This is a genomic window from Amycolatopsis silviterrae, assembly GCF_042684085.1.
In the GTDB taxonomy this organism is placed as follows: domain Bacteria; phylum Actinomycetota; class Actinomycetes; order Mycobacteriales; family Pseudonocardiaceae; genus Amycolatopsis; species Amycolatopsis silviterrae.
The window spans coordinates 209,281-229,585 of record NZ_JBHUKS010000030.1; the positions used below are offsets into that span (position 1 = coordinate 209,281).

The window sequence follows — 20,305 nt, forward strand, 5'->3', positions numbered from 1 at the left end:
CCATGCGAATAATGCATTGATTGCACCAGCGATACGCTGGACGCATGGATCTGGAGCTGCGTCAGCTGCGCTGCCTCGTGACGATCGTGGACGCCGGGACGTTCACCGACGCCGCCCGGGAACTCGGCGTCTCCCAGGCCGCGGTGTCGCGGAATCTGGCTTCGCTGGAACGGGTTCTCGGCGTGCAGCTGCTGCACCGCACCAGCCGGAGCCTCGAACCGACGACCGCGGGCGTCCAGGTGCTCGCCCGCGCCCGGCACCTGCTCGCCGAGGCCGACGACCTCGTCCGCGAAGCGGCCACCGGGCACACGCGGCTGCGCCTCGGCCACGCGTGGTCGGCGATGGGCAAGCACACCGCGGAGTTCCAGCGCCGGTGGGCCGTCCGGTACCCGGACATCGAACTGCTGCTCGTGCGCGCCAACACCGCGACCGCCGGGCTGGCCGAAGGGCTGGTCGACCTCGCCGTCGTGCGCCATCAGATGCCGTCGGGGAAGTTCGCGCAGGCGACGGTCGGCCGCGAAGACCGCTACTGCGCCATGGCCGTCGACGATCCGCTCGTCCGCCGCCGCACCGTCGTGCTCGCCGATCTCGCGTCCCGGCTGGTGGTCGTCGATCCGCGCACCGGCACCACTTCCGCCGAACTGTGGCCGCCGGAATCGCGCCCGCGGCTCGAATTGACGCACGACGTCGACGACTGGCTCGCCGCGATCACCACCGGCCGCTGCGTCGGAGTCACCGCGCATTCGACGGTGACGCAGTACCGCCGCGACGGAATCGTGTACCGCCGGGTCCGCGACGCCTCGCCGGTGCCGGTGCGGCTCGCCTGGCGCGCCCGCGACCCGCATCCGGCCACCCACGCCGCGGTGGCCCTGCTCGGCGAGCTGTACCGCACGCCGCCGAAGCGGTCAGTCCACTGTGGATCTTGAAACCGGGGCGATCATTTTCCGTTGACGCGGGGGCGCCGGGCGGCAATGATGAACTCGTCCAGCCACGAAAGGAACCACGGAATGCCGCACCGCAATGAACGCATGCGCCTGCCGGGCATTCCTGGCTCCACGCCATGACGTGGCCTGCCACGCCGTGAGCGAGGAGCCGCCCGCCGGACTGCCGGCCGGGCGGCTTTTGCGTTCACGGCCCGTTTTCGCCTTGGAAGGAGGTGCCCGTCGCCATGGGAGTCCTGGTCCTCAATGCCGGCTACGAGCCCCTGCACACCGTCTCGCTCCCCCATGCCATCCGGATGCTGGTCCGCCAGGTCGCGGTCGTCCACGAAAGCGACGGGCCGGACCTCGGCGTCTTCCCGCGGCCGAAGGTGGTGCGGCTGCTGCGCTACGTCGTGATGAAATGGCGCTATTCCGGGCCGCCGCGCTGGTCCCGTTCCGGCGTGCTGCGGCGAGACCGGCACACCTGCGCCTACTGCGGGCGCCGGGCCACCACGGTCGACCACGTCACGCCGGTTTCGCGCGGCGGCCCGCGGACGAGCTGGCTCAACACCGTCGCCGCGTGCGGCGGTTCGGCACGCAGCTGCAACGCGCGCAAGGCCGACCGCACGCCCGCGGAAGCCGGGCTCACGCTCCGGTTCGCGCCGCGCGTCCCGCGCTGGGAGGAGCTGCATCCGCTGACCGGACTGTCCACTTGAGACTCGCGCTAAGCTGGTTTCCGTGAAGGGCTTGCTGCTGCGGTTGTCCTCGGTCGATTCCGGCGCGGAAACGGCGGTGCGCGTCATCGCGTATTTCGACGAGCTGATCGCCCGCCGCGCGACGCTGCCGGATCTGCTGCGCGCCACGGCTTTCCTCGCGGAATGCGTCGCCGGGATCCGCTGTGTCGACGGAACCGTGCTGCGGTTCCGCCCGACCGGCGATCCCGGCGGCGACGGCCCGATCCCGTCCGACGCCGTCTTCGTGGACCTCGACGGCGCCGGACGGGTGTGGCTGGAACGCGCAGGCGAACCGGGTCCGCTCGACGTCCTGGTGCTCGAACGGCTCGCGATCTCGGCGAAGGTGCTCAATCCGGTCGAAATGCCGCCCGCCGCACCGCATCTGGCCGACCCGGCGCTGGTCGAACTGGTCCTGGGCGAACAGGCGGCCGACGAGGACCGCACCCGGGCGCTGACCCTGCTCGGCCTGGACACCACGCGCCCGCTGCGAGTGGTGGCGGTCGCTTCGGGCCCCGGCCGCGACGCCGGCGCGGACGCAGTCGCCCTCGTCGCCCGCGGCGGACCGCTCGGCGCGCGGGTAGCCGTGGTCGGCGGGGTCGCCGCGGTGGTGCTTCAGCCGCGCGAGGGCCCGGATTCGGTCGTCTCGACGTTGCGCGAGACGCTGACGTTGCGCGCAAAGGACCGCACGCTTCCGGACACTGTCCGGGTAGGAGTCGGCGACGCGGTCGACGGCCTGGACGCTCGGCGTTCGTGGCTGCAAGCCCGCCTCTCCCAGCGCTTCGCGGCGACGACGCGGCCGCTGATCGTGCACGAGGACCTTGGCGCGGTCACGCTGCTGGCGGAGATCCCGGCGGAACAGTTGCGCGCGCAGCCGGACGTGCTGGCGCTGAACGCGCTCGCGGAGAACGGCGATCTGGAAACGCTGGAAGCCTTCTGCCGCACGGGTTCCCTGCGCCAGGCGGCGATCGCCCTGCACCGGCACCACAGCTCGGTGGCGGCTCGGCTGGCGCACGTGGAGGACGCACTGGGCTGGTCTTTGGACGGCCCGGAGGGACGATTCCGGGCGCGGCTGGCGTTGGTGGCGCGGAGGTTGGCGGAGTCGGGGTGAATCGGCGGGGATTGGGCTGCGTGGCGGTTAGCGGAGTCGGGGTGAACCGACCGGAATCGGGCCGTGCTGCGGCAGTCCCGCCTCGGGGTACCCCCGAATTCCACTCTATCGGCCACCACCGACAACATCGGCGCCTCAACCCGGCTTGTCCACAACAAACCCGACTTGAGGAAAACAACCGGCCCCCAGCACCTACCTCCCCGATACCGCCCGAGAAAGCGCCCCCACACTGACCTCAACCACCGCACGAAGCTGCTCCCCGCCAGCCCCAGCCCGGCTCAGCACCGCCAGCGACTGGTTCACCGCCGCGAGATGCGCGGCGAACCCATCGGCATCAGCCACCCTCGCGGCCGTCAACGCAGCCCGCAACCGCGCCTCCTGAACACCCAGCGCCTCAACGGCGCGCGACGCGATATCCGGGCTCAGCACCGGAATCGCCATCGCAGTCTGAGCAACCAGACACCCATCCGGCACCTCAGGATCGGCAATCCGGTCCAGCGTGACCTCGAAAAACTCCCGCACCGCACGCACCGGATCCTCCGAAGCACCTGACAGCGCCTGGTCGTACCGGCCCCCATAACGCACGGCATACCGTTCCAGGCAGCGCAAATACAGCGAATCCTTGTCACCGAGCGAGGAGTAGATCGAGCTGCGGTTCAACCCGGTCGCCCTGGAGAGATCGTCGAGCGACGTGTCCGCGTACCCGGCCCGCCAGAACTGGAGCATCGCCGCGTCAAGCACGGTGTCCACATCGAACTGCTTCTTCCCGGCCATCCCACGCACCTCTCGAACCGAGCCGTCGTGACCATCCTAACTCATCTTGAACCAGACAGTTCAAGATGAGTTAGGCTCCGGACATGACTGAAGCACTGCCGGGATTCACGCACCGCTGGGCCGACGCGGAAGGAATCCGGCTCCACGTCGTGGAAGGCGGCCAAGCGGACGGACCGGCAGTGGTCCTGCTGGCCGGATTTCCGCAGACCTGGCGGGCCTGGCGCAAAGCGATGCCAGGCCTCGCCGAGCGATTCCGCGTGCTCGCGATCGACCTGCCGGGACAAGGCGACTCCGACCGTCCGCACGACAGCTACGACACGCACACCGTCGCATCGCGCGTCCAGGCCGCGGTGAACGCGTTCAACGTGCAGAAGTACTGGCTCGTCGCCCACGACATCGGGGCCTGGGTCGCCTTCTCCTTAGCCCTGAAGCACGAAGAACGCCTGCACGGCGTCGCTCTGCTGGACGCCGGCATCCCCGGAATCACCCTCCCCGACAGCATCCCCACCGACCCCGACCGAGCCTGGAAGACCTGGCATTTCGCGTTCCACCTGGTGCCCGATCTCCCCGAAACGCTGCTCGCCGGCCGCGAACGCGCCTACGTCGACTGGTTCCTGAAAGCCAAAGCCTTGTCCCCCACCACGTTCGACAGCGACGACATCGACCATTACGCCGCCGCGCTCGCAGCCGAGGGCGGTCTCCGGGCCTCCCTCGCCTACTACCGCGACGCCGCGGAATCGGCGCGCAAGAACCACGAAGCCCTGGAACGACAGCACTTGACCGTCCCGATCCTGGGCATCTCCAGCTCCCACGGCTCGATCCCGGACATGGCCGCGTCCCTCAGCCCGTGGGCCGACAACGCGACCGGCGTCGTCATCCCACAGGCCGGGCACTTCATTCCGGACGAGCAGCCCGATGCGGTCGTGGCGGCGGTGACCGCGTTCATCGAGGGTGCCGCGAAACCGGTCTGAGGCAAGAGAATCAGCCCGGTTCGACCCCCAGCACCCGGGCCAGCACCGCCCGCCGCTCCGCAGTCTCCCGGCGGCTCACCGTCGCGTGCTGGATCACGCCCGACCCGTGGAAGGTGCCGGGGAACAAATGCAGCTCCGTCGGGACTCCGGCGGCCAGAAGCCCTTGTGCGTAAGCGATCCCCTCGTCCCGCAGCGGGTCGAACTCCATCACCGAAACGTACGCGGGCGGCAGTCCGGAGAAGTCGGCCGACCGGGCCGGGGCCGCGTAGACCTCGACGTCCGGGCCGCCGCGTTTGCCCGGGCCGCCGAGGTAGTAGTCCCAGCTGGCCTCGGCGGCCCGCGAGTGCCAGATCGGCGTGTCGGCGAACCGGCGCATGCTGCCGGTTTCGAGGCGGTCGTCCAGTTCGGGCACCGAGAGGAACTGGAACGCGATCGACGGGCCGCCCCGGTCGCGGGCCAGCAGCGCCAGCGCCGCGGCCAGTCCGCCGCCCGCGCTCACGCCGTAGACCACCGTCCGTTCCGGATCGACGCCCAGTTCGTCCGCGTGCTTGACCGACCATTCGAGCGCCGCGTAGCAGTCCTCCAGCCCGGCCGGATACGGATTCTCCGGCGCGAGCCGGTACTCGACCGACACGATCACGACCCCGAGGTCCCGCGCCAGCTCCACATTCGTCGCGTGGTCGACTTCCAGGTCGCCGAGCGCGAAACCGCCGCCGTGGATGTCGAACAGCAGCGCCTTCGTCGCGACGCGATCCGGGGTGTAGACGCGGACCGGGACGTCCGGCGCACCCTCGGGACCGGGCACGGCGATGTCGCGCGCGGTCACGCCGGTTTCGTCGACTTCGCCGCGCATCGAGGCGATCAGCTCCGCCATGCCGCGCCGCGAAGCCTCCACGTCGCGGAAGTCGACATCGGGCAGCATCGGGATCGCGGCGGCGATTTCGGGATCGAACGGATAACTCATCGACGGCCTCCGTCTTCCAGGGGAAGACACCATCGTGCCGAAATTCCGGGACCGCCCGGCACCGCCACGTGTCGCGTACCCCACGGAGTTGTCCCGCCGAACGGCGCGGCCCTCAGCGCCCGACCTTCTTCCAGATCACCACCACGCCGATCACCGCCACCAGCACCGCGCCGAGCACAATCAGCCCCTTCACCAGGAAGTCGTGCATGAGGTGCTGCAGCATTTCGCTCCCGTCCGCGAGCAGCACCGCGTTCACCGGCCGGACCGCTTCCGGCCCGGGTCCTCGTCCAGCCACCGCGCGGCCTGGCGCACGACCTCGCCGCCGACCCGCCCGCGCACGCCCCGCGCCCCGCGCTGGTCCATCGCCCTCGCCGCGGACTTCGCCAGCGTCGCCGCGCCCTCCCGCACCCGCTCCCCCTTGCCGCGCCGCCGCAGCGAAACGACCAGCGCGAAGCCGGCCAGGCCGACGACCACGACGATCCCGGCGATGATGCCGAACCGGATCAGCAGGATGTTCAGCACCGTCTCCACAGCGCACCCCTTTCTGTCACACCTGTGATACAAAAAGTTCTATCACGGCTGTGATATAAAAGTCCAGTGCCCCGAGTGGTGGATGAGGAAGCGCGGCGCGCGCACATCGCCGACGCGGTGCTGCGGCTGGCCGCGAAAGACGGTCTGCACGCGGTCTCGCTGCGCGCGGTGGCCGCGGAGTCCGGCCTGAACATCGGCTCAGTGCGGCATTACTTCGACAGCCAGCACGCGCTCATGCGGTTCGCGATGCGCACCACCATCGACCAGACGACCGCGCGGCTCGTCGAACGCCGCGCGGCGATGGGTTCGCTGGCGGACATGCCGCCGGAGGAGACCGTCGACCGGCTCACCGAGTTCCTCTCCGAACTGCTGCCGCTGGACGAGCGGCGGCGCACCGAGATCACCGTGCTGGTCGAGTTCCTGATGGCCGCGCGCGCGAATCCGGGCCTGGACGACCTGGCCAGGGAGGCGGTCGAGGGCACCGTCACGCTGGCCCGCCGCATCGTCGACGCCCAGGCCCGCAGCGGCCGGTACGAGCCGCGCGACCCGGAGATCGAAGCGCCCCGGCTGGCCGCGCTCATCGACGGGATCGCGTTCCGGGCCGTCCTGCAGCCGGATCTCACCACGCCCGGGGAGTGCGTCGCCGTCCTCCGCGCGCACCTCGCCGAACTCACCCGTCCGGTGGGCGACCCCCACGTGTGAGCGCCGGGAAGTCCGGGTAACCGGCGGAACTGGAGCGGTTCCAGATCCCGGGAGGACTCCGATGCCGGACTCGGCGGCCACGCTGCGCGCGGCCGGCCTGCGCGTCACCAAGCCCCGGCAGGCTGTGCTCGGCTGGCTCGGCGAACACCCGCACGCGACCGTCGAGGCGATCGTGGCCGGGGTGCGCGAAAGCCTGGGCAGCGTGTCGATCCAGGCGGTGTACGACGTGCTCGCCGCGTGCGGCGACGCGGGGCTCGTCCGCCGGATCGAGCTGTCCGGGCACCCGGCGCGGTTCGAGCGGCGGACCGGCGACAACCACCACCACGTGGTCTGCCGCCGCTGCGGCCGGGCCGAGGACGTCGACTGCGCCCGCGGCGAGGCCCCCTGCCTGACGCCGCACGACCGGCACGGGTTCGCCGTCGACGAGGCCGAGATCGTCTTCTGGGGTCTGTGCCCGGACTGCTCCGGCGTTTCCGACCACCACGAGGAGTTCGCGAGATGACCGAAGAACCGAAACCCCCGGCGACCACGACGGACTCCGGGATCCCGGCGGAGAGCGACGAGCATTCGCTCACCGTGGGCCCGGGCGGCCCGATCCTGCTGCAGGACCACTACCTGATCGAGCAGATGGCGCAGTTCAACCGGGAACGGGTGCCCGAGCGGCAGCCGCACGCCAAGGGCAGCGGCGCGTTCGGGCGCTTCGAGGTGACCCAGGACGTCAGCCGCTACACCAAGGCCGCGGTGTTCCAGCCGGGGGCGAAAACCGAGATGGCCGCCCGGTTCTCCACCGTGGCGGGCGAACGCGGCAGCCCGGACACCTGGCGCGACCCGCGCGGTTTCGCGCTGAAGTTCTACACGTCCGAGGGAAACTACGACCTCGTCGGCAACAACACGCCGGTGTTCTTCATCAAGGACCCGCTGAAGTTCCAGCACTTCATCCGTTCGCAGAAACGCCGCGCCGACAGCAATCTGCGCGACCACGACATGCAGTGGGACTTCTGGACGCTGTCCCCCGAATCGGCGCACCAGGTCACCTGGCTGATGGGCGACCGGGGGATCCCGCGCACGTGGCGGCACATGAACGGCTACAGCTCGCACACGTACATGTGGGTCAACGCCGCCGGCGAGAAGTTCTGGGTGAAGTACCACTTCAAGACCGACCAGGGCGTCGAGCACTTCACCCAGCACGAGGCCGACCAGATGGCGTCCGCGGACACCGACTACCACACCCGCGACCTGTTCGAGGCCATCGCGCGCGGCGATCACCCGAGCTGGACGCTGCACGTCCAGGTGATGCCGTTCGAGGACGCGAAGACCTACCGGTTCAACCCGTTCGACCTGACGAAGGTGTGGCCGCACGGCGACTACCCGCTGATCGAGGTCGGGAGGATGACGCTGGACCGCAACCCGACCGACCACCACGCCGAGATCGAGCAGGCCGCGTTCGAGCCGAACAACCTGGTGCCCGGCATCGGCCCGAGCCCGGACCGGATGCTGCTGGGCAGGATCTTCGCCTACGCCGACGCACACCGGTACCGGATCGGCGCGAACTACAAGCAGCTGCCGGTGAACGCGCCGGTCGCGCCGGTGCACAGCTACAGCAAGGACGGCGCGATGCGCTACGCCAAGGTCTCGGACCCGGTGTACGCGCCGAACTCCAAGGGCGGCCCGCGCGCCGACACCGAACGCTACGGCACGCCCGCGGGCTGGCACGCCGACGGCGAGATGGTCCGCTCGGCCTACGTCGACCACGCCGAGGACGACGACTGGGGCCAGGCCGGCACGATGGTGCGCGACGTGCTGGACGACGCCGCGCGCGAACGGCTGGTGGACAACATCGTCGGGCACCTGCTGAACGGGGTCACCGAACCGGTGCTGAAGCGGGCCTTCGAGTACTGGCACAACGTGGACAAGGATCTCGGCGACCGCGTCGAATCCGGCGTGCGCGCGAAGCAGGGCGAGAAGGACCCGAAGGCGGCGGAGCAGGCCAACCCGGCGCGGGAAAGCATGCAGCGCAAGGCATAACCCCTCGTGAGCGGCAATCCCGGTGCCAACCGGGATTGCCGCTCACGACCCCCGAAAAACCGTGCGGCCATTCGCGGCGCTCTGGGTAGAGTCCCGCCCATGGGCCATTTGGAAGCCGCGCACCTGCGCTATGTGCTGCCCGACGGGCGTCCGCTGCTCGGCGACGTCTCGTTCCGGGTCGGCGAGGGCGCGGTCGTCGCGCTGGTCGGCCCCAACGGGGCCGGGAAAACCACGCTGCTGCGGCTGTTGTCCGGCGAGCTGAAGCCGGACGAGGGCGCGGTCACCGTGTCCGGCGGGCTGGGCGTGATGGCGCAGTTCGTCGGGTCGGTGCGCGACGAGCGGACCGTGCGGGACCTGCTGGTTTCCGTTGCCCCGAAACGGGTTCGCGACGCTGCCGCCGCGGTCGACGCGGCCGAGGAGCGGATGCTGGAGGTCGACGACGAGGCCGCGCAAATGCAATACGCGCAGGCGCTCAGCGACTGGGCCGAAGCCCGCGGCTACGAGTTCGAGACCACTTGGGACATGTGCGCCACCGAAGCGCTCGGCGTGCCGTTCGACCGGGCGCGGTGGCGGCTCGTGCGCACGCTCAGCGGCGGCGAGCAGAAACGCCTGGTGCTGGAAGCGTTGCTGCGCGGGCCGGACGAGGTGCTGCTGCTGGACGAGCCGGACAACTATCTCGACGTGCCCGGCAAACGCTGGCTCGAAGCCCGGCTGAAGGAAACCCGCAAGACCGTCCTGTTCGTCTCGCACGACCGCGAGCTGCTCGCGCGGGCGGCGGACAAGATCGTGAGCGTCGAGCCCGGCGGCGACGGCGCGGACGCCTGGGTGCACGGCGGCGGTTTCGGCACATATCACGAGGCGCGCCAGGAACGGTTCGCCCGCTACGACGAGCTGCGGCGGCGCTGGGACGAGAAGCACGCGCAGCTCAAACGGCTGGTCCGCGACATGCAGCAGTACGCCGCACGCAGCGACGAGATGGCGTCGCGGTACAAGGCGGCGCAGACCCGGCTGCGGAAGTTCGAGGAGGCCGGTCCCCCGCCGGAACCGCCGCGGCCGCAGGACATCCGGATGCGGCTGCGCGGCGGCCGCACCGGCGTGCGCGCGGTGACCTGCGCGAATCTGGAGCTCACCGGGCTGATGAAACCGTTCTCGCTGGAGATCTTCTTCGGCGAGCGGGTGGCGGTGCTCGGCTCGAACGGCTCCGGGAAGTCGCATTTCCTGCGGCTGCTCGCGGGCGGCGACGTCGCGCACACCGGCGAGTGGAAAACCGGCGCACGCGTGGTGCCCGGCCATTTCGCGCAGACGCACGCGCGCCCGGAGCTCACCGGCCGCACGCTGATCGACGTGCTGTGGACGGAACACGCGCGCGACCGCGGCGCGGCGATGTCCGCGCTGCGCCGATACGAACTGCACCGCCAGGGCGAGCAGACGTTCGACCGGCTGTCCGGCGGGCAGCAGGCGCGCTTCCAGATCCTGCTGCTGGAGCTGGAAGGCACCACCGCGCTGCTGCTCGACGAGCCGACCGACAACCTCGACCTGGAATCGGCCGAGGCGCTGCAGGAGGGGCTGGAGTCCTACGAGGGCACGGTGCTCGCGGTCACCCACGATCGCTGGTTCGCGCGCTCGTTCGACCGCTACCTGGTCTTCGGTTCGGACGGCGTCGTGCGCGAAACCCCGGAACCGGTCTGGGACGAGCGGCGGGTGGAGCGGGTTCGCTAAGCCTTGCGCAGCAAGGCATCCAGCTCGCGCACCAGCTCCCCCGCCCGGCCACGGCCGCCCGGTGCCGCCGGATACCGAGACAGCACCCGGACCACCACCGGATCGGCCGCCGGGCGCTGAACCGCTTTGCCGGCCAGCTCCAACGCATACGCCGCATGCCCGGCCGGGCCCAGGATGTGCCACACCTGCGTCGCTTTCGCGAGTGGATGCAGGAACGCCGCACCCGCCGCCGCGACAGCGGCCCGCGCGGCCTCGCTCGCCGCAGTCTGACCGGTGTCGCGCGTTTCCTGATACGCCCGTTGCGCTGCCCACGCGCCGTCCCGGATTGCCTTGCTGCGCTTGGCTCCTTCGGCGAACGCCCGGGCCGCTTCGATCGCGTCGTGCGGGCGGCGGTCGTCCGGACGGGCTTGCTCGAAGACGGGCAACGCGGGCTCCGCACAGGCCACCGCGTAAGCAGTGACGGCACGCAGTTCGTCCAGGCTGAGTTCGATCATGTGCTTGAACTGTATCGTTGAACCGCCGGTTGGCAGTTCCTGCCGAATTCCGGCAGGAGCACTGGGCGGAACCCTCAACCGGGGGAAGGACGGCGGTGGACGAGCGGAGGGCGTGGTCGGAAGCCGACAAGGCGGCCTACCGCCGGCTCGTGCGCACCCATCACCCGGACGTCGGCGGCGACCCTGCCGAGTTCGCCGCGCGGCTGGAGGAGTTCCGGCGCGGCCCGCGAACGGAAAACGCCGCGGAGACCGAGACGGCCTCGCACGGCGAATCCATTGTGTTCGTGCGGAGGAGCCGGGGACTGCCCCGGCTCCTCGATGCGCTGACCGCGCGACGGCGGCGGAAGCGGAATCCGCGCGTGCGCTAGCGCGTCACATCCCGCCGGTCAGCGCCTGCAGCCCGAGGCTGGACGCGGCGACCGCGATCCACAGGATCGCACCCATCAGCAGCGGCTTGTGGCCCGCCTTGCGGAGGTCGGACGGCTTGAGCGCGAGGCCGATTCCGGCGAGCGCCATGGTGATCAGGAAGGTGCCGAGCGTCGACAGCGGCGCGTGCCACGACTCCGGGATCCAGCCCGCGCTTTCCACCGTCGCCGCGGCGAGGAAGCCGATCAGGAACGGCGGGACCAGCCGGTGCCACGGCATGGCGCGCAGCGAAACCCGGCCGCCGGACTGCTTGCGCGCGGCGAGCACGGCGAGGAACAGCACGATCGGAATCAGCGTGAGTGTGCGGGTGAGCTTCACGACGAGGCCGTACGAGCCGGCGTCGCCGCCGTACGCGTAGGAAGCCGCGACGACCGAGGACGTGTCGTTCACCGCGGTGCCCGCCCACAGGCCGAACGCGTGCGGCGACATCCCGAGCGCGTGCCCGAGCGGCGGGAACAGCAGGACCGCGGCGACGTTGAAGGTGAAGATCGTGCCGAGCGCGTAAGCGATATCGGCTTCCTTCGGCTTCAGCACGGCGCTGGTCGCCGCGATCGCGGACGCGCCGCAGATGCCGGTGCCGACGCCGATCAGGGTCTGGGTGTCGCCGCGGACGCCGAGGAACCGGCCGAGCACCCACGCGCCGCCGAGCGCGATCGCGAGCGTGCCGAGCATCACCGGCAGCGACTGCCCGCCGACGTGCACCACCTGCTGGATCGACAGTCCCGTGCCCAGCACGACGATCGACAGCTGCAGCACCGGCCGCGACGCGATCGCGTAGCCCGGGCTGAACCGCCAGCCGCGCAGCCCCGGCACCACCGCGCCGGCGATCGCGCCGAGCAGGATCGCGAGCACCGGCCCGCCGACCACCGGAACCAGCTTCCCGCCCGCCGTCGCCACCGCCGCGACCAGCAGCGCGACCGCGAGCCCGGGCACCGGGCGGGCGAGCTTGGCCCGCCACTCCGCCGTCGCGCGGGTCGCTCCCAGCGCTGCCCCGGTCACCGGTCTGCTCCTGTGCGCACTTCGGCCTCCTCGCTAATGTACGTACATTTAATCTAAGAGCTGTGCGTACATTTGGCAAGCGGTACTGTTCCGGCATGGGCGAGGCGGAGCTGGACCGCGCGGGCGGACAGCCGCTGTGGCGGCAGCTGCAGCAGCGGCTGCTGGTGCGCATCCGCGCTGGCGAGTTCGACGGCGCGTTCCCCGGAGAACTCGCGCTCGCCGAGGAATACAGCGTGAGCAGGCAGACAGTCCGGCAGGCACTGCGCGAACTGCGCGCGGACGGCACGCTCATCGCCGAACGCGGACGCCAGCCCCGCGTCGCCGCGGCCGCGGAGATCCAGCAGCCGCTCGGCGCGCTCTACAGCCTGTTCGCCGCGGTCGAGGAGGCCGGGCTCGACCAGCACAGCGTCGTGCGCCGCCTCGACATCCGCGCGGACGCGGTGGTCGCCGAACGCCTGTCGCTGGAGGGCTCCACTCCCCTGCTGTACCTGGAACGCCTGCGGCTGGCCGGAAACGACCCGCTGGCCGTCGACCGGGTGTGGCTGCCCGCCGACCTCGCGCGGCCGCTGCTCAACGCGGATTTCCAGCACACCAGCCTGTACGGCGAACTGCACCGCCGCACCGGCGTCCGGCTCGACCACGGCGAGGAGCAGATCCGCGCGGTCGTGCCGACGCGGGCCGAACGCACCCTGCTGGGCTGCGGCGAGACCGTCGGCGCGTTCTCCATCGGACGCCTCGGCACCAGCGCGGGAAAACGGATCGAATGGCGGCACACGCTGGTGCGCGGGGACCGGTTCGCGCTGACCGCGGAGTTCTCCGGACGCACCGGGTACCGGCTGGTCACGACCGGCGCTCTGGCCGGGATCCGCTGACCCGGCTGCGGAGGGACCGGCTTCACGAGTCCGCGAGGGTTCCCGTCACGACCTTGGATTCCCCTGCGAGGGACTTAGGCTGCGTCGCCGCGGGCCGCTGACCGTCCATAAAGGACGCCGGTGCCGCCGAAATGCCCGATTGATTCCTGTCTGACCGTTCCCGTGATGCACCCAATGCCACATTGGGCGCATCACATGCACCCAATGCCGCATTGGGGCGCTAGTCCTCCCCGCCGAGCCGCCGAGCGGACGAGCCGCCGCAGTCCCGCCAGTCCTGCGACCTGGGCAAACACTCCTCAACGGTGCCCGCCGCGCCGCCTTAAGTCCCCGGCATCGGCCTTGGATTCCCGCAAGGAGTCCTTCACGGACCGGACCGGACCGAGCCTGCGTCAGCCGAGGCGGATCCCGGCCAGCTGCGTGCTGTGCGCGACCAGCGTTCCCTTGCTGTCCCACACGTGGCAGGACTCGTCGACCCGCCCGTCGCCGATCAAGTGGGCGCGGTGCAGCACCCGGACCGGCCCGGGAGCGGGATGCGCCCGGACGTAGGCGGTCAGCTCCAGCGTCGGAACCCAGCCGGACGGCGCGATGTCGAAGGTCGCCGGCGGCAGCGCGTCGACCGCGAACAGCAGGCTGACCGGGTCGAACGACTCGCCGCCGGGCAGCGCGAGCAGGGCGCGCAGTTCGCCGCGGCCGCTGGGCCCGTCGGCCATCGGCCGGTCGAAGCGCACGTCGATCTCGTCGCGGATCGCGATCGGGAAGCCCGCGGACTCCACGCCCCCGCCCCACGGCTCACCCGAAAACGTGCCGAACTCCGGCCGCGGCACGCCGTCCTGCCAGAACGGTTCGGTCTCGCCGAGCTTGCCCAGCGTCAGCAGGGCCTCGACCTGCGGCACGCCTTCCTTGAGCAGCCGTCCGCGCAGCTGGGTCGCGGTCCGGCCGGTGCGCAGGACCTCGACCTCGATCTCCGCCGGGCCCGGTTCGGGCGAGCGCAGGTAGTGCGCGCTGGCGGCGAGGACGTCCGGATGCCCGGCCACGACCGTCGCCGCGCGGGCGATGGTGGCCAGCAGATAGCCGCCGTTCGGACGGCCGCCGATGGTCCACGCCGGGCTGAGGTCGACGCTGAACCCGGTGTCCGACTGCTGTTTGACCGCGGACACCGCGGCGAAGGTCGTCGTGCTCACGGTCCCTCCAGGTGAGTTGCTTACCGCAACCTACCTGCTAGACCACACTGGCGTCCCCGGCACTGAGACTGAGACCACCCAAGGTGCCCACGCTCGGAGAATTTTCCCGGCAAAATGTCCGCGGGGGATGTCGAAGACGGCGCGCGGGTTCCGTTCCCTTGATGAGCCCGCCCGGAAGCGGCGAGCCGGACACTGGAGGAAAAGCCATGCCGAAGTACATGCTGCTGCAGACCTACGCCGAGGGCGAGGGCTGCGACGTGCCGCTGCCGGAGTGGGCCCCCGAGGACATCCGCGCGCACATCCAGTTCCAGCACGTGCTCAACGCCGAACTGGCCGAGGCCGGGGAACTCGTCGAGGCGGAGGGGCTGGCCGGGCCGGAAGCGGCCAAGACCGTGGTCTCGGACGGCAACGGCGGGTCGGTCGTCACCGACGGCCCGTTCCCGGAAGGCAAGGAACTGCTGGCCGGGTACCGGGTGGTGGACGTCGAATCGGAGACGCGGGCGCTGGAGATCGCGACCCGGATTTCCGCCGCGCCGGGCCCGGAAGGCGCGCCGCTGCGGGCGCCGATCGAGGTCCGCCAGGTCATGAGCGCGCCGGCCGTCTGATGCCGGAGGCCCGGGTCGAGGACCTGGTGCGCACGCTCGCGCCCCAGGTCCTCGCCGTCCTCGCGCGCCGGTCCGGCGATTTCGGCGCGGCGGAGGACGCGACTCAGGAAGCGCTGCTCGCCGCGGTGCAGCACTGGCCCGTCGAGGGCATCCCGGAGAATCCGCGCGGCTGGCTGCTGCAGACCGCCAGCCGCCGGGTCATCGACGGCTTCCGCAGCGACCAGGCCCGGCGGCGGCGCGAGGACACCGTCGCCGCCGAGCCGCGGGGCGCCGAGGTGCCGGACCGGGACGACACGCTGACACTGCTGTTCCTGTGCGCGCATCCGTCGCTGACCTCCGCGTCGGCGATCGCGCTGACGCTGCGGGCCGTCGGCGGCCTGACGACCGCGGAGATCGCCAGCGCGTTCCTCGTGCCGGAAGCCACGATGGCGCAACGGATCAGCCGGGCGAAGGCGAAAATCAAGAAGTCCGGCCTGCCGTTCCGGATGCCCGCCGCCAGCGACCGGCAGGCGCGGCTGCGGTCCGTGCTGCACGTGCTGTACCTCGTGTTCAACGAGGGATACACGAGCAGCGGGCGCGGCGGACTGCACCGCGCCGAACTGTCGGCCGAGGCGATCCGGCTGGCGCGGCTGCTGCACGCCGCGCTCCCGGACGACGGCGAAGCGGCCGGGCTGCTCGCGCTGATGCTGCTCACCGACGCCCGCCGTCCGGCCCGCACCGGCCCGGACGGCGACCTGATCCCGCTCGCCGACCAGAACCGGGCACTGTGGGACCGTTCGCTGATCCGGGAAGGCGTCGCGCTGATCACCGCCGCGCTGACCCGCGACGGCATCGGCGAGTACCGGCTGCAGGCGGCGATCGCCGCGACGCACGACATCGCGCTGCGGGCCGAGGACACCGATTGGCCGCGCGTGCTCACGTTGTACACGCGGCTCGAGGCGCTGACCGGCAACCCGGTCGTAACGCTCAACCGCGCGATCGCGACTGCGATGGTGCACGGCCCGGACGCCGGGCTCGCGATGCTGGCCGGCCTCGACGATTCGCTCCCCGACCACCACCGCCTCGCCGCCGCCCGGGCGCATCTGCTGGAGCTGGCCGGCGAACAGGAGGAGGCCGTCCGCCACTACACCGCGGCCGCCGCACGCACCGGAAACACCGCCGAGCAGCGTTATCTGACCCTGCGCGCGGCCCGGCTCCGCGCCGGCCATTCCACAAGTCGCTCGCCGATCGGTACCGAGTAGTATCAGAACACTTCACGAGCGGAGCGCACCATGGCGAGCATCGAAGACGCCCGTCGCCGGACCGGATACGACGTCACCGAGGCGACTGTCGACGACGTGCTCTCCGCCCTGCGCGCCGCCGAACCGCCCGCCCCCGGCAGCGGGGTCGTGTGGTGGCTGTACGCGGGCCGGAAGCCGCGGACGCCATACCTGGTCGCCGGCCTGCGCGGCGACCGGGGAAGCCTGGTGTGGCACGAAAACGGCGAGACCTACCTGCCCGCTGCTGGCTCAGGCGAGGAGCCGGTCGACTACTTCAGCCTGCAAGGAGCGCACTTCCCGCAGCCGCCGGGCAGCGAGGTTCCCGCCGAGGACGTCCTGCGCGCGGTGCGGGAACTGTGCGAATCCCGGGTACGGCCCGCCGGGGTCTCCTGGAAGCTCGCCTAACTGTCCATATCGGACACTTAAGCGAAGTCGTCCTTATGCGCCCGCGCCCATTCCCGGAATGACGTCGCTCGCCCAGCAAACCGTTCCACCGTGTTGTTCACCGGTGCCGCTCGCCCCACCGCCGCCTCCTCGACGTCCATCAGATGCTCCAGGACCGCCTCCGGCATCCACTCCGGCCGCCGGGCCAGCGCCTCGCTCCGCGTTTCGGCCGCCACTTCGATCGAGCGACCCAATTCCTCCGCGAGGGTCTCCACCACCCCACGCTGCGTCATCGACTCCGGCCCGGTCACCGTCAGCGCCCGCCCCGGGTAGCTACGCTCGGTAAGCAACTTCGCCGCGACCGCGCCCACGTCCGCCTCCGCCGTCGGCGTGCACTGCGCCTCCGGTGCGACGAGCCGCACCGGCCCCCCTGCCCGGATCGCCGCACCCCAGTCGCGCCGGGCGTTGCCCGCCAGCCAGCCCGGATACAGGACCGTGAACGGCAGCCCAGACTCCGCGACCGCCGCCTCCGCGGGCAGATGCCCCCGCCGGATCGGATTGTCCGCCGCCCCCTCGTAGACGTCCGGCGACGACAGCAGCACGACGTACGAAACTCCCGATTTCCTCGCTGCCGCAAGGAAATCCGCCGCACCATTCGGCCGCGTCGGATAGAGGAAGATCGCGTCCACGCCGCGCAACGCGTCCTCGAACCCGCCCTCGGCCGCGAGGTCCAGCGACACCGCGTCCGGCAGATCCAGCTTCCCGGCGTCCCGCGCCGACCCCCGCACCTCATGCCCGCCGTCCCGCAGCACACGGACGACCTCGCTCCCGACGTTCCCGCGCGCCCCCGTCACCAGGATAGTCATCCCGCACTTCCTTTGCTAGTAAATTAACTTTGTCAGCAAAGTTATCTACGTGACCCACCGCTGTCAACCTCGCGCCTCCGGTACACGACCGGGCGAGATCGTTGTATGGATCGTGTACGGACCCCTCCGACACTCCCGGCAGTTCGATTCGGACGAGTGAAGGGAGATCCTTCGTGGTCGGGAATGTGCTGGTCCGGCGCGCAGTCGCCGCACTGCTCGCCGCGGGAGCGGTCACCGCTGCAGCGACCCCCGCGAGCGCCGCCGAGGCCTCCGGCGCCTGGCGCGCTGATCTGTCCTCAGTGGACAGTGACGACGTCAACGTCGCCACGTCCAGCGGCGCACTCACGCTGCGGGACTCCGCGTGGAGACCCGCCGACCGAGCCGCCGGAAGCGAGGGCTACCTGCTCTCCGCCGAACGGCGCCTGTCCGCGCCAGCCAACCGGATAGCCGCGGAAGTCGCCGCAGACGCTCCGCAGGGCACGTCCGTCGACGTCGACGTCCGCGGCCGCAACGGCGCCGACGACTGGACGGAGTGGACACCCGCCGGCACGTCGCTCCCCCGCGCGGTGACCGTCGTGCAAACCAGAATCACCCTGTCCGGCACCAGCACCGCCCGCCCGACCGTGCGCGACGTCGCGCTGACCAGCTCACTGGCCCCGCAGGCGAACGCCATCGCCGCGGCCACCCCGCTCACCTACACCATCTACGCCACCCGCGAAGGGCTCACCGGCCACACCACCGCGAACGGCCACGTCATCACGAGCAACGACCACTTCGTCGCGCTTCCGTCCGGGAAGGCATTGTCGCCCAAGGGAACCGGCAACTACACCGTGCGCGTGTGCAAGACGGACAACAGCCGCTGCGAATACGCGCCGGTCTGGGACGTCGGCCCGTGGAACACCAAGGACGACTACTGGAACCCGCCCTCGGTGCGCGCGGAGTTCAAGGACCTGCCCCAAGGCCAGCCGGAGGCTTATGCCGCCTACCACAACGGCTACAACGGCGGCCGCGACGACCTCGGCTACAAAGTCGGCAACCCCGCGGGCATCGACCTCGCCGACGGCACGTTCAGCTCCGGAGTCGGCCTTGGCGACAACGGGAACGTGAAGGTCACGTACCTGTGGACGGGTTCCGCCGCGGCCACCGGCCTGGTGCAGACGGCAGGCGACCCGGTGAACGTCCGGTCGGGCGCGCACACGTCGTCGTCGGTGAAAGGCTTGGCGGCTAACTACGCCAGGGTGAACATCGAGTGCTATGTCAACGGGGACACGGTGACCGGGAAGTTCGGGACGAGCAAGATCTGGGACCGGATCGGGCCCGGGCACTACATCTCGGACACGTACGTGAAGACCGGCTCGGACAAGCCGGTGGCACCGCTCTGCTGAGACGGGCCGGGGTCGGGGGTTGCCGGGGCGGGTCTGGGGGCTCGTGCCGGCGACTTCCCTTTTCCGGGCTGTTTGGCCTGTTGGGGTTCATGCTTGGGGCGATGCGGTTTTCTCGGTGCTCGGTCCGCGAGCCTTCCTTCCGAACTCCGCTTGCCTAAGCCGTTCCTCACCGCCAGGCCCAGCCCTTCGCCCCGGAGTTCGCACTGGATCCCCTTGCGCGAACTGCGTTTCCGCAGCATCGCCCCGCCCCGGCACCTAGCCCGGGCCTCCCCCGTTTCCACCCGGTTCAGCGACGGTTTCCCGCTCAACCGCCGGTTAAAGTGGCTAACGTGCGCTACCGCAGCCGAGGGGGTCCGCCATGCCACGCCGTTTCGCACTCATCGCCGCCATCGTCCTGTTCGCCGTCACCCTGACCACATCCACCGCCGGTGCCGCTCCTGCCGTCATCGGCGGCGAAAAGGCTTCTCTGGAACAACATCCGTACGCAGTGTACTTAGTGGACAGTCACGGAACCCAGTTCTGCGGCGGCGTCATCATCAGCCGCACCGCGGTCGCGACCGCGGCCCACTGCCCCGCCGACGTCCCGGCCAGCGAAATCAGCGTCATAGCCGGCCGTGAAGACAAACGCACCCAGGACGGGGTGGTCCGCGCGGTATCCGCCGCCTGGCAGCACCCGGATTTCCAAGACCCGCACCAAGGTTCGGACATCGCCGTGCTGACCGTCCGCGGCTCGCTCCCCTACCACCCGGCCGACCTGGCCCGCGACCCGAACCGCTACCCCGCCGGCACCAACGCCACCGTCCTGGGCTGGGGCCGCATCGCCGACGGCGGCGACCGGTCAGACTACCTGCGCCAAGCCACCGTCCCCATCGCCGACGATTCCACCTGCCGCACCGCCTACCCGGAATACTCCGCGACGAGCATGCTCTGCGCCGGCTACCCGAACGGCGGCATCGACGCGTGCAAAGGCGACTCCGGAGGCCCACTGATGGTCGGCGACACGGTCGTCGGCATCGTGTCCTACGGCGACGGCTGCGGAAAGCCCGGCAAACCCGGGATCTACACCAGGGTCACGACCTTCGCCGACGACATCGGCGCACACGCGGGACCCAGCTGACCGCGCCACTGGGCCGGGTGGGTGACCGCGCAGCGGACAGAGCGCACCGACGTCGTGGCATCGCATTCGGCCGAATCCGGTTCCCGCACCGCAGCCGCAGTCCGTACCCGACGGTGGACATCGACAGGGAGACCCGCCCGCCGAGGTCCGCGCGAACCGAACAGCCCGACCCGCGAGACGAACCGAACACAGTGCCCGCCCCGCGAGGCCGCGAGGCCGCGAGGCCGCGAGGCCGCGAGGCCGCGAGGCCGCGAGGCCGCGAGGCCGCG

23 protein-coding genes are annotated in these 20,305 nt (G+C 70.9%); 15 read left to right on the top strand and 8 right to left on the bottom strand.

Annotated elements, in window-relative coordinates; all coding sequences use genetic code 11:
- Positions 1 to 44: 44 nt before the first annotated feature.
- The 3 genes from ACFSVL_RS38175 (at position 45) to ACFSVL_RS38185 (ending at position 2,762) form a co-directional block, all read left to right on the top strand.
- The gene (locus ACFSVL_RS38175) at positions 45 to 926 is read left to right on the top strand and encodes a LysR family transcriptional regulator (RefSeq protein WP_378311633.1); all 882 of its coding nucleotides are present in this window, start codon (positions 45 to 47) and stop codon (positions 924 to 926) included.
- A gap of 242 nt (positions 927 to 1,168) precedes the next feature.
- Complete coding sequence (locus tag ACFSVL_RS38180) at positions 1,169 to 1,636, top strand: HNH endonuclease (protein WP_378311634.1); 468 nt, start codon at positions 1,169 to 1,171, stop codon at positions 1,634 to 1,636.
- Positions 1,637 to 1,658: 22 nt separating this feature from the next.
- Positions 1,659 to 2,762 carry a PucR family transcriptional regulator gene (locus ACFSVL_RS38185; protein WP_378311635.1) on the top strand — a complete coding sequence of 368 codons (1,104 nt, stop codon included), beginning with the start codon at positions 1,659 to 1,661 and terminating at the stop codon, positions 2,760 to 2,762.
- Between the two features lie 192 nt (positions 2,763 to 2,954).
- Here the strand turns inward: ACFSVL_RS38185 and ACFSVL_RS38190 are convergent, their stop codons facing one another.
- Positions 2,955 to 3,536, bottom strand: coding sequence for a TetR/AcrR family transcriptional regulator (locus tag ACFSVL_RS38190; protein ID WP_378311637.1), 582 nt, complete (start codon positions 3,534 to 3,536; stop codon positions 2,955 to 2,957).
- 83 nt (positions 3,537 to 3,619) lie between these two features.
- On the opposite strand from ACFSVL_RS38190, the gene ACFSVL_RS38195 reads away from it, so the two are divergent.
- Positions 3,620 to 4,507 carry an alpha/beta fold hydrolase gene (locus tag ACFSVL_RS38195; protein ID WP_378311639.1) on the top strand — a complete coding sequence of 296 codons (888 nt, stop codon included), beginning with the start codon at positions 3,620 to 3,622 and terminating at the stop codon, positions 4,505 to 4,507.
- 10 nt (positions 4,508 to 4,517) lie between these two features.
- On the opposite strand, the gene ACFSVL_RS38200 is transcribed toward ACFSVL_RS38195, so the two are convergent.
- From ACFSVL_RS38200 to ACFSVL_RS38210, 3 genes are all read right to left on the bottom strand, one after another.
- Positions 4,518 to 5,471 carry an alpha/beta hydrolase gene (locus ACFSVL_RS38200; RefSeq protein WP_378311641.1) on the bottom strand — a complete coding sequence of 318 codons (954 nt, stop codon included), beginning with the start codon at positions 5,469 to 5,471 and terminating at the stop codon, positions 4,518 to 4,520.
- Positions 5,472 to 5,583: 112 nt separating this feature from the next.
- Positions 5,584 to 5,727 (bottom strand): hypothetical protein, encoded by a 144-nt coding sequence (locus ACFSVL_RS38205; RefSeq protein ID WP_378311643.1) that lies wholly within the window; start codon positions 5,725 to 5,727, stop codon positions 5,584 to 5,586.
- Positions 5,724 to 6,002, bottom strand: a complete 279-nt coding sequence (locus ACFSVL_RS38210; protein WP_378311644.1) for a hypothetical protein — start codon at positions 6,000 to 6,002, stop codon at positions 5,724 to 5,726. Before ACFSVL_RS38210 ends, ACFSVL_RS38205 begins: the two co-directional genes overlap by 4 nt.
- Positions 6,003 to 6,068: 66 nt before the next feature.
- On the opposite strand from ACFSVL_RS38210, the gene ACFSVL_RS38215 reads away from it, so the two are divergent.
- The 4 genes from ACFSVL_RS38215 (at position 6,069) to ACFSVL_RS38230 (ending at position 10,448) form a co-directional block, all read left to right on the top strand.
- Complete coding sequence (locus ACFSVL_RS38215; protein WP_378311645.1) at positions 6,069 to 6,704, top strand: TetR/AcrR family transcriptional regulator; 636 nt, start codon at positions 6,069 to 6,071, stop codon at positions 6,702 to 6,704.
- A 61-nt stretch (positions 6,705 to 6,765) separates the two neighbouring features.
- A complete protein-coding gene (locus ACFSVL_RS38220) occupies positions 6,766 to 7,206 on the top strand; it encodes a Fur family transcriptional regulator (RefSeq protein WP_378311647.1) in 441 nt (146 codons plus the stop codon).
- Complete coding sequence (locus ACFSVL_RS38225; protein WP_378311649.1) at positions 7,203 to 8,729, top strand: catalase; 1,527 nt, start codon at positions 7,203 to 7,205, stop codon at positions 8,727 to 8,729. The genes ACFSVL_RS38220 and ACFSVL_RS38225 overlap by 4 nt, the downstream gene beginning before the upstream one ends.
- Positions 8,730 to 8,828: 99 nt before the next feature.
- Positions 8,829 to 10,448: an ABC-F family ATP-binding cassette domain-containing protein gene (locus ACFSVL_RS38230; protein WP_378311650.1), complete on the top strand. Its 1,620-nt coding sequence runs from the start codon at positions 8,829 to 8,831 to the stop codon at positions 10,446 to 10,448.
- Here ACFSVL_RS38230 and ACFSVL_RS38235 read toward each other — a convergent pair.
- On the bottom strand, positions 10,445 to 10,942 hold the full coding sequence (locus ACFSVL_RS38235; protein ID WP_378311652.1) for a putative immunity protein: 498 nt from the start codon (positions 10,940 to 10,942) through the stop codon (positions 10,445 to 10,447). The genes ACFSVL_RS38230 and ACFSVL_RS38235 overlap by 4 nt on opposite strands.
- A gap of 95 nt (positions 10,943 to 11,037) precedes the next feature.
- Here ACFSVL_RS38235 and ACFSVL_RS38240 point away from each other — a divergent pair, with 95 nt between their 5' ends.
- Positions 11,038 to 11,310, top strand: coding sequence for a hypothetical protein (locus tag ACFSVL_RS38240; protein WP_378311654.1), 273 nt, complete (start codon positions 11,038 to 11,040; stop codon positions 11,308 to 11,310).
- Positions 11,311 to 11,314: 4 nt separating this feature from the next.
- On the opposite strand, the gene ACFSVL_RS38245 is transcribed toward ACFSVL_RS38240, so the two are convergent.
- A complete protein-coding gene (locus tag ACFSVL_RS38245; protein ID WP_378311655.1) occupies positions 11,315 to 12,367 on the bottom strand; it encodes a YeiH family protein in 1,053 nt (350 codons plus the stop codon).
- Positions 12,368 to 12,462: 95 nt separating this feature from the next.
- On the opposite strand from ACFSVL_RS38245, the gene ACFSVL_RS38250 reads away from it, so the two are divergent.
- Positions 12,463 to 13,239, top strand: a complete 777-nt coding sequence (locus ACFSVL_RS38250; RefSeq protein WP_378311657.1) for a GntR family transcriptional regulator — start codon at positions 12,463 to 12,465, stop codon at positions 13,237 to 13,239.
- Between the two features lie 389 nt (positions 13,240 to 13,628).
- Here the strand turns inward: ACFSVL_RS38250 and ACFSVL_RS38255 are convergent, their stop codons facing one another.
- Complete coding sequence (locus tag ACFSVL_RS38255) at positions 13,629 to 14,420, bottom strand: thioesterase family protein (protein ID WP_378311658.1); 792 nt, start codon at positions 14,418 to 14,420, stop codon at positions 13,629 to 13,631.
- 206 nt (positions 14,421 to 14,626) lie between these two features.
- Between ACFSVL_RS38255 and ACFSVL_RS38260 the strand changes: the two genes are divergently transcribed.
- The 3 genes from ACFSVL_RS38260 to ACFSVL_RS38270 are packed head-to-tail and all read left to right on the top strand — an operon-like array spanning position 14,627 to position 16,689.
- Positions 14,627 to 15,025 (top strand): YciI family protein, encoded by a 399-nt coding sequence (locus ACFSVL_RS38260; protein ID WP_378311659.1) that lies wholly within the window; start codon positions 14,627 to 14,629, stop codon positions 15,023 to 15,025.
- Positions 15,025 to 16,266: an RNA polymerase sigma factor gene (locus tag ACFSVL_RS38265; RefSeq protein ID WP_378311661.1), complete on the top strand. Its 1,242-nt coding sequence runs from the start codon at positions 15,025 to 15,027 to the stop codon at positions 16,264 to 16,266. Before ACFSVL_RS38260 ends, ACFSVL_RS38265 begins: the two co-directional genes overlap by 1 nt.
- 30 nt (positions 16,267 to 16,296) lie before the next feature.
- Complete coding sequence (locus ACFSVL_RS38270; RefSeq protein ID WP_378311663.1) at positions 16,297 to 16,689, top strand: Imm1 family immunity protein; 393 nt, start codon at positions 16,297 to 16,299, stop codon at positions 16,687 to 16,689.
- A gap of 17 nt (positions 16,690 to 16,706) precedes the next feature.
- Here ACFSVL_RS38270 and ACFSVL_RS38275 read toward each other — a convergent pair whose 3' ends face one another.
- Positions 16,707 to 17,534, bottom strand: a complete 828-nt coding sequence (locus tag ACFSVL_RS38275; protein ID WP_378311665.1) for an SDR family oxidoreductase — start codon at positions 17,532 to 17,534, stop codon at positions 16,707 to 16,709.
- Positions 17,535 to 17,707: 173 nt separating this feature from the next.
- Here ACFSVL_RS38275 and ACFSVL_RS38280 point away from each other — a divergent pair, with 173 nt between their 5' ends.
- Both ACFSVL_RS38280 and ACFSVL_RS38285 read left to right on the top strand, forming a co-directional pair.
- Complete coding sequence (locus ACFSVL_RS38280) at positions 17,708 to 18,919, top strand: hypothetical protein (RefSeq protein WP_378311666.1); 1,212 nt, start codon at positions 17,708 to 17,710, stop codon at positions 18,917 to 18,919.
- A 358-nt stretch (positions 18,920 to 19,277) separates the two neighbouring features.
- Entirely contained in the window at positions 19,278 to 20,036 is a 759-nt protein-coding gene (locus ACFSVL_RS38285; RefSeq protein ID WP_378311668.1) for a S1 family peptidase, read from the top strand.
- Positions 20,037 to 20,305 lie beyond the last annotated feature (269 nt).